Consider the following 16,696-nt stretch of genomic DNA (forward strand, 5'->3'; position numbering starts at 1 on the left):
ATCCCGAACTGCTCAACTACGCCTTCAGCCCTTAACTTGATGCGTATGGGTCAAACGTCTTCGTTTGCCCCCAGGTCATGAGACTCTGATGGATTCAGGCAAATATGTTCGAACGTCATGTCGTTGTATTTCGGATGCATTGACGCTGGTGAGCTCGATTGACCAGGAAGTGGATACAGACATCCGACCCCTGCCACCCTGCCTGACATCTAAAGTGACGTTGAAGTGCGAAGACCACGCCCTTACGCACTGTTTTAATTTTTAAGGGGCTCCAGGGTCGTGCCACCCAAGACAAAGTCGAGAGTGGTGGCAGGGCCTGCGGATGGCGCGGCTTCTTGTTGTCGTGAAGAGTCACGACAACCCGGCCACGAGTTGGCCGGGCCACCCAAGGTTGTGTCAATAAACCATCTTGAGCTGCAAGCATGGCACACAACGGCTCGTGAAACTCGATTATCTCTCTGAGAGTTGATCGACGAAGTAGACCGTGTGCGATCTCGGGCCATGGGCGCCGATGACCAGTGATTGCTCGATATCCGCAGTCTTCGATGGCCCCGCAATAAAGGCACCAAACCCGCGTGTGAGAAAGCTCAGGTGCTGATAGGCCTCGAACATGTTGTTTACGATTTTTTCCGCTGGCACCACAAGAGCCAGATGTTCGCAGATAAAGTATTCGGCCCGATGGCGGACCTTGCTCCCTTCACACCAGACAGCGGCATTCTCGGCCACAGCGAACTCGCCGGGAAGAATGGCAAAATCAACATCGGCCATGGTGCCGGCAGCCACCACAGAGTCGACATCCACAAGGCTCATGGCTGCACTGGGAGAAAACGTTAAACCCTCCACTTCGCACAGCACTTTTTTCGACTGCACGAAGGGAGCATGGCTTTGCAGATCGTTCGCGACAGCTTCCAGATGGGGGACATGCACCATTCGGCCGCCAATCATCTGCAGGACTTTGCCGAACTGATCCCTGGGATCGGGATACTGAATCCACGGCCCGTCGAGAGGTGGCAAAGGGGAAGATTCCGGCAAGTGTCGGCGAATCGCTTTGAGGATTTCAGCACGCGATGTTGACATAGGTCCCACTCATTCAGTCGACAGATACGAAATTGACCGCCCGTTCTGCTCACTACGGATTATTGCTGAGCTGCCAAACTCTGCTGCTGTGCCACGATGGCGGCCACGATTTTCTCATGGTGAATTCCATTTGTGGCAACAACTCCGATATTGGCGGAAAGATGCCGGCCCTGTGAAAAGTCGAGTTCTTTTCCTGTGGTATCCGTCACTTTGCCACCGGCGGCTTCAATGACCATCACACCAGCCGCATGATCCCAGATGCATTCCCTGTAACCGGCGCGAGTGGGCAGGCGAAGATAGATCTCTGCGCGGCCACTGGCCACGCAGGCATACTTGGCCTGGCTGTCCATTCGCACGGGTTCGCCAGCAACTCCTAAAGACTGGGCAATCGTGGCGGAAGCATCGTGCCGACTGTGGGTGGCCTCGGCGGATTCACACACGCGGTACTCGTGCAGATTGTGCGATGCGGAAACATGAATGGGCCGGGGAAGGTGATGGCCATCGAGCGAGGTCACGAAAGCCCCTGCTCCACGGACGGCATAAAATAATCCTCCCTGAGCCTGTTCAATGGGAGTGATTGCGGGATTGATAAGCTTCCGGGTGGGATCAGCCGGGAGATTGGGGCAACCCAGCACGCCGAGAACAAGTTCTCCTCCATCGTACAGGGCGAGTGCAATCGCATATTGCTCTTTGCGAAGAAAGCCTTTGGTGCCATCAATCGGGTCGAGTGTCCAATAGCGGCGAGAACCTCCTGCGCCATGGCCGCGATCAATCCACTCACAGATCTGCTGGCTGGTCGCCTGCGGATGAAATCGCTGAACAAGAGTCGTCACTTCACCAAGCAGCTCCGGCTCCTGCTGCAGTTCGGTCGAAATCTCTTCCGCGACGAGGCAATCATTGGGAAAAGCTCGGCCAACGGCTTCGAGAATGACTGCCTGGCTGGCAAAGTCGGCCATCGTGACGGGGCTTTTGTCAGACTTGGCCATCGCTGAACTGCCAATACGTCGCTGGACAAGCTGGCAGATTTCCGCCGCATTGCGAACCGCAGACAGTGCCAGTGAAAGCTCTTGCGAATAATCAGTCATGGTGGAAAGAAAAGCTTCCGACTCTGAGAGAACTAAATGTCATTAAACGGTTCATCAACCGGCAAGATATACGAATCACAAAATGAAATCGCGTGTTGAAGATTGCCAAGACGTGCTTGCGCAGAGCTGCTGTCCATGACACAACCTTTCACGCAGCCTTGGGTGGCAGGGGTCGGATGTCTGCATCCGCCCCCTGGTCAACAAAGCTCGCAAGCAAATTTGCATCCATCATGTTCTTTACGACTTCCTTTTGGAGTTTGCAACAGACGATCAATCTCAAATGGCCTGGGGGCAAACGAGGACGTTTGACCCCAACCACACAGTCTTCAGCCACAAATCTCATTGGCACTCCAGAAGACTTGTGTGTCATAGACAGCGCAAAGCTGCAAGCATGGCACTCAGCAGTGTCGTGACACGAGCAGGTTACTTGAGCGGGCCAAAGGGGGACCATTCGAGACGATCATTCCCATAGGCCTTGGCGGGAGGTGGTGTCTGATCGTCAACCACTTTCTGGAGACGTCGAATTTCGTCCTTGAGTTCCGTCATCGTCTGGGCATAAGCCGGGTCGTTATGGAAACTTTTCACTTCCTGAGGGTCAACCTGTCGATCAAGCAGTTCCCATTCGCCTTCGCCAGTCCCTTCATAATGCACGAGTTTGTAACGATCAGTCACCACGCCATAATGCGGCTTGACGCGGTGAGGCGAGGGATATTCGTAGTAGCGATAGTAAAGTGATTTGCGCCAGTCAGCGAGCGTATCCCCCTTCAGCAGTGGCAGGAGGCTGGCCCCCTGCATATCGGCGGGTGCTTCAATCTGGGCGACATCGAGGAATGTCTGAGCGATATCGAGCAGAGCGACGATCTGTCCATTCGTGCGGCCTGCAGGAATAGCGGCTGGCCAGCGCGCGAGCAGAGGTGTCCGCAGAGATTCTTCAAAAATCCAGCGTTTATCGAACCATCCATGTTCACCCAGATAGAAACCCTGATCGGATGAAACCACCACGAGTGTGTTTTCGGCAAGACCTTCTTCATCGAGCGTCTGGAGTAACCGGCCCACACTTTCGTCGACAGCCTTCACACAGGCCAGATAATCGTGCATGTACCGCTGATAGCGCCAGCGCACGAGATCCTGGCCTTGAAGATGGGCTGCTTCAAAGGCGTTATTACGCGGCAGGTAGTACTTGTTCCACTCTTCGAGTTGAGTGCTGTTGATGCCGGGAGGTGGGACGAGTTTGGCATCGAGCCTGGTGAAGGTGCGGTCGATCCCCATGTCGTGATCAACGACTGCCTGAGCGCGATCCTTGTGCTGATCAAAGAGTGTCGCGGGTTCGGCAAAGGGCTTGTCTTTGTTGAAGCCCAGATGTCTTAAGGCGGGAGACCATTCACGATGGGGCGCCTTATGCTGCGCCATCAGCAGGAAGGGTTTGGATTTGTCGCGATTTTTCAGCCAGTCAATCGATCGATCTGTAATGATGTCAGTGACATAACCTTGACGCTGCACCTTCTGGCCATTGGCAATCATGGGCGGGTTGTAATAGATGCCTTGGCCGGGCAGGATCTCCCAGTGATCAAAGCCTGTGGGTTCGCTGATGAGGTGCCATTTGCCGATGAGAGCTGTGCTGTACCCCTGCGATTTGAGCAGCTTGGGAAACGTGGTTTGTGTGCTGTCAAAGCGTGAATTGCTGTTGTTGTAGAATCCGTTTTTATGCGAGTACTTGCCTGTCAGAATCGTCGCCCGGCAAGGCCCGCAGATCGAGTTGGTCACGACACAGCGATCAAAGCGGATCCCTTCTTTCGCCACACGGTCGATATGCGGTGTTTCGAGAAGTTTCCGTTCGTCTCCATAAGCACTGATGGCCTGATAAGCAAGGTCATCGCTGAAGATGAACAGAATGTTGGGCGGTGCCGACTTTTCTGCTGCCATCGCAGGTGAGATGTAAACGTCAAGAGCGAAGAAAGCCAGCCAGCCCAGACTGAGAATGAATGCGTATCGGAGGGTGTTCATAGATTCTCTTTCGATAGGGACTCGGCTGGAGTGCTGATCTTTGTACGAGATGCAACGCATTGTTTCAGGCTGGCAATGCGGGGAGATTGATAAACCGGGCATAGGCGTCGTCCCAGGCTGCTGAGTTCTGGGGTTCGTAATGCCGGACACTGGCTGATTCGCGGACGACGGCTCTTAAGTCGGCCAGATTCGAGAGCTCTCCCGAGGTGCGTGCCTGCACGAGAACATTCCCTAAGGCGGTCGCTTCGATCGGGCCGGCAATCACGGGGCGATGACAGGCGTCGGCCGCAAACTGATTGAGCAGTTCATTTTGCGAGCCACCTCCCACAATGTGAATCACTTCTGTCGTTTCGCCCGAGAGTCCTTCCAGCCTTTCGAGGACTTGCCGGTATTTGAGTGCCAGCGACTCGAGTGCACAGCGAATGACAGCTCCTTCGTCATCAGGAACTTCCTGATTGGTCTTCTGACAGTAAGTCCGAATCGCTGCGGGCATATCCTCGGGAGCAACGAACAGGGGAGAATCGGGATTGATAAAGGCCCGGAACGATTTGGCATCGCGGGCAATCTGTGTCAGCAGACCGTAATCGTAGCTGGCACCATGCCTTTCGAATGATTTACGGCACTGCTGGACGAGCCACATCCCCATGATGTTTTTCAGAACTCGATACGTGTTATCAATGCCCCCTTCGTTGGTGATGTTCAGTTCGAGAGCCCTGGGTGTGAGAATGGCATGAGCCGATTCGATCCCCATGAGTGACCACGTTCCCGAGCTGATGTAAGCCCATTTTGTACTCCCCGTGAGTGCGGCGGGAACAGCAGCAATGGCTGCACCGGTATCGTGTGTTGCAGGTGCGACGACATTCAGCCTGGGTAAGCCTGAGCGACGGGCAACACTTTCGCGAAGCTGGCCCAGCGATGTCCCGGGGGCAACCACTTCCGGAAAGATGTGCGTGGGAATATCGAGCTTACGCAGCATATCGAACGCCCACGTCTTTTGTGTGGGGTGAAAGCATTGCGAAGTGGTGGCATTGGTGAATTCCACCACGCGGCTGCCACACAACAGCCAATGGAAGAAATCGGGCATCATGAGGAAACGATCAGCCACGTCAAAAAGTTCCGGGCTGGATCGGCGGGAAGCCAGCAACTGATAAAGCGAGTTGATCTCCATGAACTGGAGACCTGTATTCTCGAAAATCTCTTTGCGAGAGAGCTGGCTGATGGCGGCATCCATCAGGCCGCGCGTCCGCGGATCGCGGTAGTGATAAGGCTGGCCGAGGATTTCGTCCTTTTTTGACAGCAGGACATAATCGACACCCCAGGTATCAACGCCGACAGAAACAATCGAGTCGCCATACTTCTGGGCGGCTTTGGCCAGGCCCGTCTGAATTTCTGACCACAGGCGCACGACATCCCAGCGCATCGTATCGCCCAGATGAACCGGGCCATTGGCAAACCGGTGGAGTTCATCAAGACGGATTTTACGTCCATTCAGCAGGCCAGCGATGACACGACCACTCTCGGCACCCAGATCGATTGCCAGATAACAACGCTCGGCCATAACCCTCGCCCTACAACAACTGTGAACTCAAAAGTGTGATCTCAAAGATGAAAATCAGTTTTTCACGCGGTCGATCCCGCTCTGTGTGCCATGCTGTAAGCCTGGGGCAAGCATGTTGTTACATGACGGGTGGCCCGGCCAACTATTGGCCGGGTCATCGTATCTTATGCGATGGCAATAAGCCGCGTCCTGCGCGTCCTTTTATCTTGCAACGTTAATCGTAGATTGGGTCAGTTGTCATCCGCTCTCAGTTCTACATTTCTCACACAAACTTACTGCGCGTGGCTGGTTGTGAAGACATGCTTGCCCAGAGCTGCAAGCATGGCACACGGATCGTCCTTATTTCATGGCAATGGACTCAATTCGCCGTCAATGTTGAGAGTCTCATGACCTGGGGGCAAACGAAGACGTTGGACCCCAGTCACCCGGTCTGCAGACTCACATCAATCTATGATGATGCAAGTTTGGACTGTCACTGTCGAGCCAAAACCCGTTTCTTGTGCGACAAAGTGAATCTAAAGGCGAGCAAATTGACGCCTTGATGACCAGCGGATGGCTCTAGGCGGCCTGTTTTTCGACGGGCATGAAGCTCGGCGAGTGCTGACCATGGGCTGGGCATGTCGCTTTCTGGCACATCCAGTTTTTGAGGACGAGCAGACTGTAGAGTCTGTCGGCGTGGTGATCGCGGCCTGAACGATGCTCAAGCAAAAGCTGCTCAATAGCGGAGGGTTCGAAGAGTTCATCCCAAAGTGAGTGAGGAGCCAGCAGTTTTTCATGCAGCCAGTCGGCCAGCGATGTCGCAAACCAGGTCTTGATCGGCAATGAAAACCCTTTTTTCCGTCGCTCGGTAATCTCGACAGGCAAGTGGCGGCGGGCCAGTGCTCGCAAAGCGTACTTGGTTTCTTTGCCGCGAATCATCCAGTTCGCCGGAAGTGTGGCAGCGAATTCGGCCACGTGATGATCCAGAAATGGTGCCCGGGCTTCGACACCATAGCCCATCGTCGCGCGATCTCCCTTGAAGAGGAGTCGATCTGCCAGATTCGTGCCTTGATCGTCGAGCAATGCCCGATCGAGCCACGTCAAGCCCTCATTGCGACTTCGCTCGGGTAGCTCAAACGTCTTTCCGAGCAATGCCTTGACGTGGGATCGATAAAGGCTGGCACGCTGCCGAGGATCAAAACCTCGCTTGCGAAGATCGGCCCGCCGACTGGAGAAAATGTTCCGCGCACTCCAGAGAACGAGATGACGGAATCCACTGGAGGAGTTGTCGACAGAGAGCAGTTGTTCCACCGGGAGCGCAGCACCCCAGAAGTTATGCAGCTTCTGCCACCAGAGTGGAGCCTGGGCCGACTCGCGGTACTTGCGATATCCGCCAAACAGTTCATCACCACCATCACCTGTCAGCACTGTCTTGACTGTCTGGCTGGCGACGCGGCTCAATTTGAGTAAAGGAAGTAACGCCGCATCTCCCAGGGGAAGATCAAGTAGCTGCCCGCTGGTTTCGACGAGTTCCACAAAGTCTTCATCGTGAAACTCAACCACTTCCAGATCGCACCCCAGATGCCGGGCGGCACAGACAGCCGCGGCCTGTTCATCCATCGATGAGCCAGGGAACGAAATGCAGAAGGCCGGCATCCGGCCATGGATATGCTTGCAGGCCAACGCTCCTAAAAGTGAAGAATCAATGCCACCACTCAAGTAGAGGCCCACAGGGACATCAGCCAGCAGATGCGAGCGAACGGCCCCATCGATGACCGCTTCAAGATCGTTCAGCCAGTAGTCTTCGGTGGATGAATTTGAGTGACAACGCTTGGGGACAGGAGGCGACCACCACGCCCAGGTTCTCAGTTCCGAAGTGGCTGTATCGGCTGCCGGTTCGCTGAACTGGAGATTAAGGGCATGACCGGCAGGGAGTGCTTTGACATTCTCAAACAACGTTCGGGGAGCAGGGACGAATTGGTAGTAAAGGTATTGATCCAGCGCCACAGGATCGATGGGAGCGGGTTCTTGAGATAATGCCTCGCCGACTGGGAGCAGTGCTGAAGCTTCTGAGGCGAATGAGAATCGTTCAGCTTGCCACGAGTAATAGAACGGTTTCTGACCAAAGCGGTCGCGGGCAGCAAAGAGTGTTTTCTGCCTGGTATCGAGAATCGCGAAGGCGAACATCCCCTGAAGTTCATCGAGACAGGCAGTGCCCACTTCTTCGTACAGGTGGACAATGACTTCGCAATCGCTCCCCGTGCGGAAGTGATGACCGCGCGAGAGGAGTTCCTGGCGGATTTCCTGGTGGTTGTAAATTTCTCCATTCGCAACAAGTGCGAGTGTGCGGTCTTCGTTAAAGAGTGGCTGGGCACCACCCGCGAGATCGATGATCGAAAGACGTGCATGACCCAGGCTGGCAAAGTTCGTCGAGAAAGTCGCGGAACCATCCGGGCCGCGATGAGCGAGTTGGCGCAGCATCGATTCGACACGGGATTTGGCCTTCGTGCTGGCGATTCCCGCTTGATCATGACCAATGGTTTCGACGCAACCACAAATCCCACACATGGTTCGAGCCTCCTTGCTCGCTGCCGGCAGAATCAGTCGTCAACAGGACGGAATCTGCTGAATGATGTGGATGTACCCGAAATCGCCAGTTTGTGCCAGATATTGTCTGACGAGTGCATTTCCCGATCGTGAATGGGGAATCTAATGCCCCCCATCAGCTGACCATCCGGGCACTCGCGTTCATTAACCAATCAGACCTGCCAGCGAGTTAATGATCGAGGCGGCTGCAGCCGATGGTTCGGCCCCTGTCCACATGGTGGCAGTCGCTTCCCAGACCAGCCAGCCGTTAAGGACAACGAATAATCCACCCAGACACAAGGCAATGGTCGTGGGGACACCGAACGAAGGGAGTGCATAAGCTGCCGACTCGGCTCGTGCAGAACCTCGCGTCGGCATGGCCTCTTCCGAGAAGTCTTCGTCATCAGCCAGAACCGCATCCTCATCATCGTCTTCCATGACGAGATCGTCACCGCCTAAAGATTCGATTTCGTCGTCATCGTCGAAGCTGTCAATGACGGCTTCTTCGAGGTCGTCCGTCAGTTCGAGATCTTCGACTTCTTCGCCCAGAGTGAACTGATCCGAGATGCCCTGCTTGCGGCCTTTCGCTTTGCCGCTCCCCTTTGTCACAGGCTCAACATCGTCGTCTTCACCCAGAATCAACATCTGGGTCACGTCTTCTTCCGAGACTTCGTCGGCAGAATCCTGCTGCAATTGGGTGGCAAACAGATCTTCTTCCTGGAACTGCTCTTCTCTAGCCAGACGCTGGGTGGAACTGGATTCCACCAGCGATTCTTCATCCTGCAGTGAAAGTTCATCGCTGAGATCAAAATCATCATCGGCTGATGAACTGACCGCCATGCGCTGTGTGCCAGTGGTATCTGGTGCGGGAGCCGCATCGTCAGCAGCGAGGTCCAGAGAGAGCCCCGAATCGCCCATATCGAGCGAGAGGCCGGAGTCTCCCACATCGAGCGATAAGCCACTGTCGCCAGTATCCAGCGAGAGACCGCTGTCGCCGGTATCGAGAGACAATCCGCTATCGCCGGTATCGAGTGAAAGCCCGCTGTCGGCTGTGCTCATCCGCAAGCTGCTGTCGCTCGATTCATCGAGAATGAACCCGCTTTCGTCGGCTGCCGGTTCGCCCGTATCAAGCGAGAGGCCGCTGTCTTCCATCCCCAGGGCCAGTGAACCATCATCAATGATGGTGCCCGCTTCCTCGGGAAGTTCGAGACGAATGCCAGTCTCTTCGCTTTCGTTGGAATCTTCAAAATCCAGATTGTTGGCGGACATGGCCGCCGCTTCGGAAGGAAAGTCGAGCCCGATGCCCGATTCATCCAAAAGCGCAGGTTCATCACCATGCACACTGGAAGTGTCATCACTGCCAGTCATCAGATTCTGGACAAAACCACTGGAGGTTTCTGCGACTGGGGTGGGCTGGATTTGAGCAGCCGCATCACCGAGATCGAGATCCGTACCGCCGGCGGTCTCATCCACATCCTCGTCATTGAACAGATCGGTCAGGGAATTGTATCGCGGCTGAGGTTCGGCTGCCGGTTCATCGGCAATTGTGGGTTCGTCCGCGGCAGATGCATCTTCGAGTTGAGACAGAAAATCCATGAGATCGTCTCCGCCATCGACCAGGGAGACATCGCTCGAAGAATCGTTCCCTTTTACGGGAGCGGTCGCCAGTGCGTCTTCATCCAGTTCCAGAAAGGAAACGGCATCCGGACCGGCCGAAAAATCTCCGTCAAAATCGAATGAAACGACATCTGAATCGGAGTTCCCCGTATTCGAAACAGGATTCGCCGGAGTCAATCCTCCCGCAATCAATGCTTCGATTTCATCGCGCCGGTATTTGAATGTTCCTCGATCGGCCAGGGCTTTGAGCTGGCCCTCTTGCACGAGAGATTCAATCTGATCTCGCGAAAGTCCAAACGTGGAAATGATTTCGTCGGCAGTGAAGAACTTTTTTTCCATGGTCAATCCTCTGATCCAGCAGCTTGCGGGCTGAATCAGCTACACAAAAAAATACTCGGTGCCAGCGCGATTCCAGAGAGATCAGAGCGAGTCCAGGTTGAACAACTTCACTCAGAACGATGCCTGTCATTCAGCCCGTTCAGGCTGGAGTGGCGATCATTTTGAGCCATTTGCTGTCAACGGCTGCCTCAGACTCCTGAAAGTCAGCGATTTGGATGCGGTGGATGTGCCCGTCCCTGAGGCGTTACAGTTTCTCTTATCGATAAGATACCCCATGGAAAACACGTCTCGCCAGATGGGAAATGAGGAAGTCGAAAACTCACCAGAAAGTTGTTCGATCCTGACGCGAAGTCCGTTCGGCCGATTTTTATTCAAGTCACTCAAGTGGCTTCCAAGCCCGCATAAGCCCTTCAGGCGAAACAACCGTCAAATTGACCTCGGGTTGATCGAGTCATAGGAGTGGTGACGGGAGGGCGGGTACTTTTCAGGAGGCCAGCCGATTGGCAATCTGATCGACAACAAAGTCGCCAATTTTGAGAGAAGCCGTCGCTGCCGGCGACGGAGCATTACAGACGTTGACGACCAGATCGCGCTCCTGAATCAGAAAATCATCCGCCAGTTCGCCCGTTGGCAGCAAGGCTTGTGCCCTGACGCCGGCTGGTGCCGGGATCAGGTCGTCGGATTTGATATCCGGAACCAGCTTTTGAAGTGCTGTGACAAAGGCTTTCTTGCTGAGTGAACGCCAGAGTTCCCGCAGTCCTTCATCCCAGTTACGGAGCATCAGAAGCAAAAAGCCACGGTAGGTGAGCGTTTCGAAAAGATCGTACGGATTGAAGCTGGTTTTGTGATACCCCTCGCGGGAAAAGGCCAGCACAGCGTTTGGCCCGCACTCGACTCCGCCATGAATCATGCGGGTCAGATGCACACCCAGAAAGGGAAAATTCGGGTCGGGAACCGGGTAGATCAAGCCCCGGCAGAGTTTGTGTGCCGAAGGTTTCAGCTCAAAGTACTCGCCCCGGAACGGGACAATCTGAGCGGGTGGCATTTGTCCGGAGAGCCAGGTGAGTCGATCACTCTGGAGCCCCCCGCAATTGATCACGGTTTTGCCTTCGACAGGGCCGCGTGTCGTTTCGACGACCATGTGATTCCCGTCGCGGTACATGCCGTACACACGGGCGGAAGTCAGAATCGTATTTCCTTTCTCACGGATCACTTCGGCCATTTTGTCGCAGACTTGCCGGTAATCGATGATACCCGCTTCCGGAACATGCAGTGCAGCAACACCGCTGGCGTAGGGTTCAATCTCGCGAAGTCGTTCGGCTGTGATCTTTTCCGCCCGGACACCATTGGCCATGGCGCGCTCAAAGAGTTTGTCGAGTTGTGGCAATTCGGCCTCTTGAGTGGCGACGATCACCTTGCCGCAACGCTCGTAGGGAATATCGTGCTGATCGCAGAACTGTTCGAGCAGTAACTTCCCTTCGCGGGCATTGATGGCCCGCATGGTGCCCGGTTTGTAATAGATACCGGTATGCAGGACGCCCGAGTTGTGCCCGGTTTGATGCTGGGCGATTTCGCGCTCTTTATCGAGGACGGTAATCACCGCTTTGGGAAAGCGTTCGAGCAGGCGATACGCCGTCGCGAGGCCGACAATACCGGCTCCAATAATGACGACATCAGATCGCACCATGTTCGTTTCCTCAGCGGGCTCTCAACAACAGACCAGATTCTTGGATCGGCGGTAAAGTCTCGCAAATCGACCCAGTTTGAACAACAGGGGAGGACGAAAGCCTGGCGGATATTATGGCAAGTGTTCTGATTTGAGATGCCGCTGGAGACGATCTTAATGGAAGAATGTGTGGCTGGGGTCAAACGTCTTCGTTTGCCCCCAGGTCGTTTGATGCTGGTTGTTTATGGCGATGTTGGGGAGTTCTGAAGAACGTTACAGATGCTATTGTGCTGGTGAATTCGATTGAACAGGGGGGTAGGAAGAGATCCGATTTCTGCCACCAAAACACGAAGTGGAAAAGCTTAGAGACCAAGCCCTTTCGCAGGGCCTTCAGGGTCGTGCCACCCAAAAGTGTGCCACCCAAGAGAAAGTCACGAGTGGTGGCAGGACATGCGCATGGCGCGGCTTCTTGTTGTCGTGAAAAGTCACGACAACCCGTGTAAAGAGAGTTGGGCACGAGTTGGCCGGGCCACCCCGGGATGCCAGATACTGCGTCACAGAAAATGTATTTGAAAAAAAAAGTGATCTGACGAACGGGAATTCGTCAGATCACTTCATTTCAGAACTTAACGGGAATTGAGAGTCGAGCCCAGGGGTAAACTCTCAAGGATTTGTTTCGTGATCGTAGAACCGACTGAACGGAATCGATTAACGAACAACGCCCACCCAACAGTAACGCCCGCCAGAGACCATGTACCCAAAGCCACATTCAGAACCACTCAACAGAATTGAGTGGTGAGCAGGTGAATAGATCCACCCCTGAACAGCGGCATCGGCCGAGGTCACACCCTGGAAGATGACTTCCATGTATGGCAGACCGCTGTGAGCAAACACACCAGTTGTCGCCATGTAATTGGCATGCTGCTGGGCATGCGCGCACATAACAGGATTCAGAGCGAGCGGAGCCCGCCCCATACGACCGCGGTGAGCGTTGGTGAGCTGCACCAGTCGCTGAATCGTTGGGTGCTGAGTCAGATAGCTGTAGTCATTGGCCACACCGTTTGTGGTGTGTCCGAACAGGCATGCCACTGAAACCAGCGCCGCGCAAACGATTCCGTACTTCATTCGATATCCCTCCCTGTGGAAGAAGACTGTCAGACCTTGCTGACCTCAGTCAGATCATTGATGAGAATTTTAAGGCCCGAGAGTCCGATTCGTGTCAGACGACCTGACGCGACTGTCAAACACGGTAAACCACAAAAACTTTGCGGATCAAGTGTACGAGCACCTGAATTTGCGAACAGGTGATCAAAGGTCACTGATCACTTGATGCGAGCTGCGACGTGGTGCGTATCGCGATCCGACGGTGTGATGACGCGCCTCGGCGAGCGTAGCAAGCTACTGATCCGCACTCTCTGATTCTGCCGTTTTTGCCGGTTTTTCAGCGATTTTCTGATTATGAGCCCGGATCATCCGGGCGATTTCCGGATCTTCAAAACCCAGGTTTTCAATCCCCACCGGATCACATGAACCCAGGGCCCACAGGTAGGCGACGGGGATTTTCCAGGGAGATTTTTGATCCGCAAGAAACCTTAAAAATGCGTCGTGTACCTGCCGGCGGTACGCCGTGTACTCCGAATTTGTCCACGGGTTTTCAGAAATCTTCATCGTCATGGCCCACGGAGTCCGGGCAATGTGTTCGACTTTTTCGGCGGGGTGCACCACTTTTCCCCCATCGAGCATGCCCGATCCACCCACACCAAACTCGGTCACAACGAGCGGTTTATTGCGAGGCAAAGGGGCCCCCAGAGCTTGCATTTCGGAATCGAGATAAATGAGATGGCCCAGAAAATCCTCGGGCGTCGCGGGGATTTCGAGGTCTTTATAAAGAGAGACCCCCAGGAAATCGCACGTTTGCCACAGCCGGGCGAGTTCAGCACCCTGAGCTTCGCTGTAGGGAACTTTCCCGCGATTAAAGGTGTGGTTGAGGCCAATCCCCAATTGGAGGTTGTTCAGTTTCGAGGCGGCTCGCAAACGTTCGAACACCGTGATCCACGCCTGGGGATAACGGGTAATCGTCGTCCCCATCTCACCCGTAATCGAAAATCGGACGGGCCAGTCGGGAGGCACGGATTCGTTCAGCGCCTGCACCACCGCCAGTGGCCCCACTTCGATATAAGCCTGATTTTCGCAAGGGACGAGCGGATCGAAATCGAAATCGTTCCGCCAGACGTAGACCGGGCCGCTGGTATTCGCGTGGAGCAGAATCGCAATTTCAAGCTGCTTTTCGACCGCGCGGGCAAAGGCTGCTTTCAGCCACGTTTGAAAGTCGGCAGCTGTCTGCCCATCGAGAGGCTTGAGGATGTCTTTTTTCCAATCGGGAGGCTGAGGGAATCGCAGACCCCAGCGCTGCACCCGCTGGTTCTCTTCGAGATCGCATTGAATCCCGATGGCAAACTCAACAGCAGGACTCCCGACCTCAGCAATACGATCCACAGATTTTGGTGCGCGCTTCATCTGATCGGGATAACCCATATGACAGGTGAATCCCAGTGGTGCGGGAGGCCCGCTGGCCTCACTTCCAGCCAGTTTGACGAGGCGGAGTTGCTGTAAATCGGTGAACCGTGAGGCGGTTTCTTCTGGGTTCGGATGGGACGATTGAGCTGCCTGAGTTGGGGATGAAGTGGCCTTGGGATCAATCCAACCCAGGACGATGCGCACAGGCTGCACACCCGCTTTGGCAGGAAAGCGGCCCAGATAGGTGCAGGCGCTGTAGGGTTCAGGATGCGTTTTTCGAGTGGTTTCTCCCAAAGTCGATTTCAGTTGAAGCTTGGCATCCCCCACAGTTCCATCAAGAACCAGGGCGTAATCGCCATCCTCAGGAATGTCGGCCTCGATGACGAGGGCATCGCCGACGTTCTGCCAGAGCCTGGGCTTTGTCACAGCGGGGGAATTTTCTCCCGGAGGGGTCATGACTCCTGAAGCTGAGAGATCCAAAGGCCGAGCGACGGTCAATCGAGTTTCAGGCTGAGTTGCCCGGAACTCGTTCGATCCGCAACCAGGCAATACCACACTGAAGACCATCGATAACAGACAGGCAAAACCGTTCCAGGAAACAAACCTGGTAACGTTGCTTTGAATTCCTGCGAACATCATTAGTTTCCCCAAACCACGTTGAATCCTTAATTTGACTTTAAGGGTGGGTGGGGACAAGTGTCCACAATCAAAATGGCTGCAGGCTCAATCCGTAAAACTTCTCGCTGTGACATCGAGACAAAAACCGGAATGCTGTCGGCTTTCAGCGGCTGCCGGGGCTGAGTTCGCGCGACATCCAGAAGCCCGGCTCATTGGCATACTGATGAGAACTGATGGTGCGGAAACCAAAGCGTTCCCACAAAGGCCACGAATCGCGTACAGCCACCAGAGTCAACTTTTGCCAGCCTGCCTGTTGAGCTTCTTCCGAGAGGCGATTCATCAGGTCAGAAGCCAGTTTCTGTCCACGGAAGGTGGGTGCCACGGCAATATCATGCACATGCAGCACATTGCATACCGCAGGCAATTCCCAGTCAGCAGCATGCAAAGGAGGCGGGGCGGCATCATGCCAGGGATGAGCAATGGCATAGCTGACCAAGAGCCCGAACTCCTGATCTCGATGACCAAACGCAATTGGAGCGCGGCCGTAAGCATCGGACAACGCCAGTTTTTTGCGGAAGACATCGTCAGATTCACAGAATTCCGCGGGATAAACGAGAGCTTGCACTTCGACAATCTGTTCGACATCAACGGGTGCTAAATTCACGAGTGCGAACGACATGAAAAGAAATCCAGTGCTGGCGATGATGCTGGCGGATGATCGAAAGGAACCTGACAGACCATCGAATACGGCAGAGGTCAACCTCTCTGATCTCGACAAAGAGCTCCCGTATTATTGTCTCAGCAGTCAATACTGTCGAAGGTTCTCGATCTTTCCAGGTTTTATCTTCCAGAGCACATGGAGCTTCAGAATATGCTACGATCGGTTGGACTCTGGAGAAGAGGCAGGCAATCGCTGCATGCGGCAGAACACAGTTTTGTGTTTTGTTCGTGATGGAGAGGAAAGTCCGGGCTCCAAAGGAGGCGGCGGTGGATAACGTCCACCATCCGTGAGGATCGGGAAAGTGCCACAGAAAAGATACCGCCACCAGTTCGCTGGGGGTAAGGGTGAAATGGTGCGGTAAGAGCGCACCGCAGTCTGGGTGACCAGACTGGCAGGGTAAACCCCGCCGGGAGCAAGACCAAGCAGGACGGAATTCAGCTTCACGCTGATCCAGATCTCTCCGATCTGGCCTCACCGTCCGGGTCGGTTGCTGGAGACGGTTGGCAACAATCGTCCTAGAGAAATGATTGCCCACGACAGAACCCGGCTTACGCAGCTTCTCCAGAGTCTCTTAAATACCCATCTCTCCTGTTTGCCTCAGATTGATGTCGCAGGAAAAATTTTTCGTGAATCGGCAGTTTTTTCCGGATTTTCTACTAAAATCTTGGAAAATCTCGTAAACCTTACAACAGAACGGGTACGTTTACTAATGCAGTAGGAATCGAGGGAATCCGATTCGCTCTGCGACTGGATGATGAAGAACTCTGAGTTCCTCGGATCCGGCGAGGTTAGAGATTGGTGAATGCAATTTACTAATCGCAATTGAGTGGCTCGCATAAGAACATGCAGCCAATGTAAAGGAGTGCAGTTTTATCATCTTTGTGGCAGCCGCTGTGGTCAGTCGGAAAGGTGATGAGATTCAACGAAAG

Annotated in this window: 10 protein-coding genes and 1 other RNA gene; 1 reads left to right on the forward strand and 10 read right to left on the reverse strand. The window is 54.4% G+C overall.

The window, feature by feature from the left end; genetic code table 11:
- Positions 1-450: 450 nt before the first annotated feature.
- The 10 genes from A6X21_RS00005 to A6X21_RS00060 form a co-directional block, all read right to left on the reverse strand.
- Positions 451-1,077, reverse strand: coding sequence for a LutC/YkgG family protein (locus A6X21_RS00005; protein ID WP_068845039.1), 627 nt, complete (start codon positions 1,075-1,077; stop codon positions 451-453).
- A gap of 59 nt (positions 1,078-1,136) precedes the next feature.
- The gene (locus A6X21_RS00010; protein ID WP_068845041.1) at positions 1,137-2,162 is read right to left on the reverse strand and encodes a 3'(2'),5'-bisphosphate nucleotidase; all 1,026 of its coding nucleotides are present in this window, start codon (positions 2,160-2,162) and stop codon (positions 1,137-1,139) included.
- Between the two features lie 423 nt (positions 2,163-2,585).
- A complete protein-coding gene (locus A6X21_RS00020; RefSeq protein WP_068845045.1) occupies positions 2,586-4,166 on the reverse strand; it encodes a sulfatase family protein in 1,581 nt (526 codons plus the stop codon).
- 64 nt (positions 4,167-4,230) lie between these two features.
- The gene (locus A6X21_RS00025) at positions 4,231-5,724 is read right to left on the reverse strand and encodes a rhamnulokinase (RefSeq protein WP_068845047.1); all 1,494 of its coding nucleotides are present in this window, start codon (positions 5,722-5,724) and stop codon (positions 4,231-4,233) included.
- 558 nt (positions 5,725-6,282) lie between these two features.
- Positions 6,283-8,271, reverse strand: a complete 1,989-nt coding sequence (asnB, locus tag A6X21_RS00030) for an asparagine synthase (glutamine-hydrolyzing) (RefSeq protein WP_068845049.1) — start codon at positions 8,269-8,271, stop codon at positions 6,283-6,285.
- 183 nt (positions 8,272-8,454) lie between these two features.
- A complete protein-coding gene (locus tag A6X21_RS00035) occupies positions 8,455-10,245 on the reverse strand; it encodes an RNA polymerase I-specific transcription initiation factor RRN3-like family protein (RefSeq protein ID WP_068845051.1) in 1,791 nt (596 codons plus the stop codon).
- 484 nt (positions 10,246-10,729) lie between these two features.
- Positions 10,730-11,932, reverse strand: a complete 1,203-nt coding sequence (gene lhgD / locus A6X21_RS00045; RefSeq protein WP_068845055.1) for an L-2-hydroxyglutarate dehydrogenase — start codon at positions 11,930-11,932, stop codon at positions 10,730-10,732.
- 687 nt (positions 11,933-12,619) lie between these two features.
- Positions 12,620-13,036: a CAP domain-containing protein gene (locus A6X21_RS00050; RefSeq protein WP_013111668.1), complete on the reverse strand. Its 417-nt coding sequence runs from the start codon at positions 13,034-13,036 to the stop codon at positions 12,620-12,622.
- A gap of 273 nt (positions 13,037-13,309) precedes the next feature.
- On the reverse strand, positions 13,310-15,064 hold the full coding sequence (locus A6X21_RS00055) for a hypothetical protein (protein WP_068845057.1): 1,755 nt from the start codon (positions 15,062-15,064) through the stop codon (positions 13,310-13,312).
- 145 nt (positions 15,065-15,209) lie between these two features.
- Entirely contained in the window at positions 15,210-15,725 is a 516-nt protein-coding gene (locus tag A6X21_RS00060; protein ID WP_131818091.1) for a GNAT family N-acetyltransferase, read from the reverse strand.
- A 214-nt stretch (positions 15,726-15,939) separates the two neighbouring features.
- On the opposite strand from A6X21_RS00060, the gene rnpB reads away from it, so the two are divergent.
- Positions 15,940-16,334, forward strand: an RNA gene (gene rnpB, locus A6X21_RS00065) — RNase P RNA component class A.
- Positions 16,335-16,696: the final 362 nt, after the last annotated feature.

This window comes from Planctopirus hydrillae (genome assembly GCF_001707835.1).
GTDB lineage: Bacteria > Planctomycetota > Planctomycetia > Planctomycetales > Planctomycetaceae > Planctopirus > Planctopirus hydrillae.

Bases quoted from the DNA above. Each gene is read 5' to 3' on its own strand.
- A6X21_RS00005 (WP_068845039.1), bottom strand. From the start codon at position 1,077: ATGTCAACATCGCGTGCTGAAATCCTCAAAGCGATTCGCCGACACTTG.
- A6X21_RS00010 (WP_068845041.1), bottom strand. From the start codon at position 2,162: ATGACTGATTATTCGCAAGAGCTTTCACTGGCACTGTCTGCGGTTCGC.
- A6X21_RS00020 (WP_068845045.1), bottom strand. From the start codon at position 4,166: ATGAACACCCTCCGATACGCATTCATTCTCAGTCTGGGCTGGCTGGCT.
- A6X21_RS00025 (WP_068845047.1), bottom strand. From the start codon at position 5,724: ATGGCCGAGCGTTGTTATCTGGCAATCGATCTGGGTGCCGAGAGTGGT.
- asnB (WP_068845049.1), bottom strand. From the start codon at position 8,271: ATGTGTGGGATTTGTGGTTGCGTCGAAACCATTGGTCATGATCAAGCG.
- A6X21_RS00035 (WP_068845051.1), bottom strand. From the start codon at position 10,245: ATGGAAAAAAAGTTCTTCACTGCCGACGAAATCATTTCCACGTTTGGA.
- lhgD (WP_068845055.1), bottom strand. From the start codon at position 11,932: ATGGTGCGATCTGATGTCGTCATTATTGGAGCCGGTATTGTCGGCCTC.
- A6X21_RS00050 (WP_013111668.1), bottom strand. From the start codon at position 13,036: ATGAAGTACGGAATCGTTTGCGCGGCGCTGGTTTCAGTGGCATGCCTG.
- A6X21_RS00055 (WP_068845057.1), bottom strand. From the start codon at position 15,064: ATGTTCGCAGGAATTCAAAGCAACGTTACCAGGTTTGTTTCCTGGAAC.
- A6X21_RS00060 (WP_131818091.1), bottom strand. From the start codon at position 15,725: ATGTCGTTCGCACTCGTGAATTTAGCACCCGTTGATGTCGAACAGATT.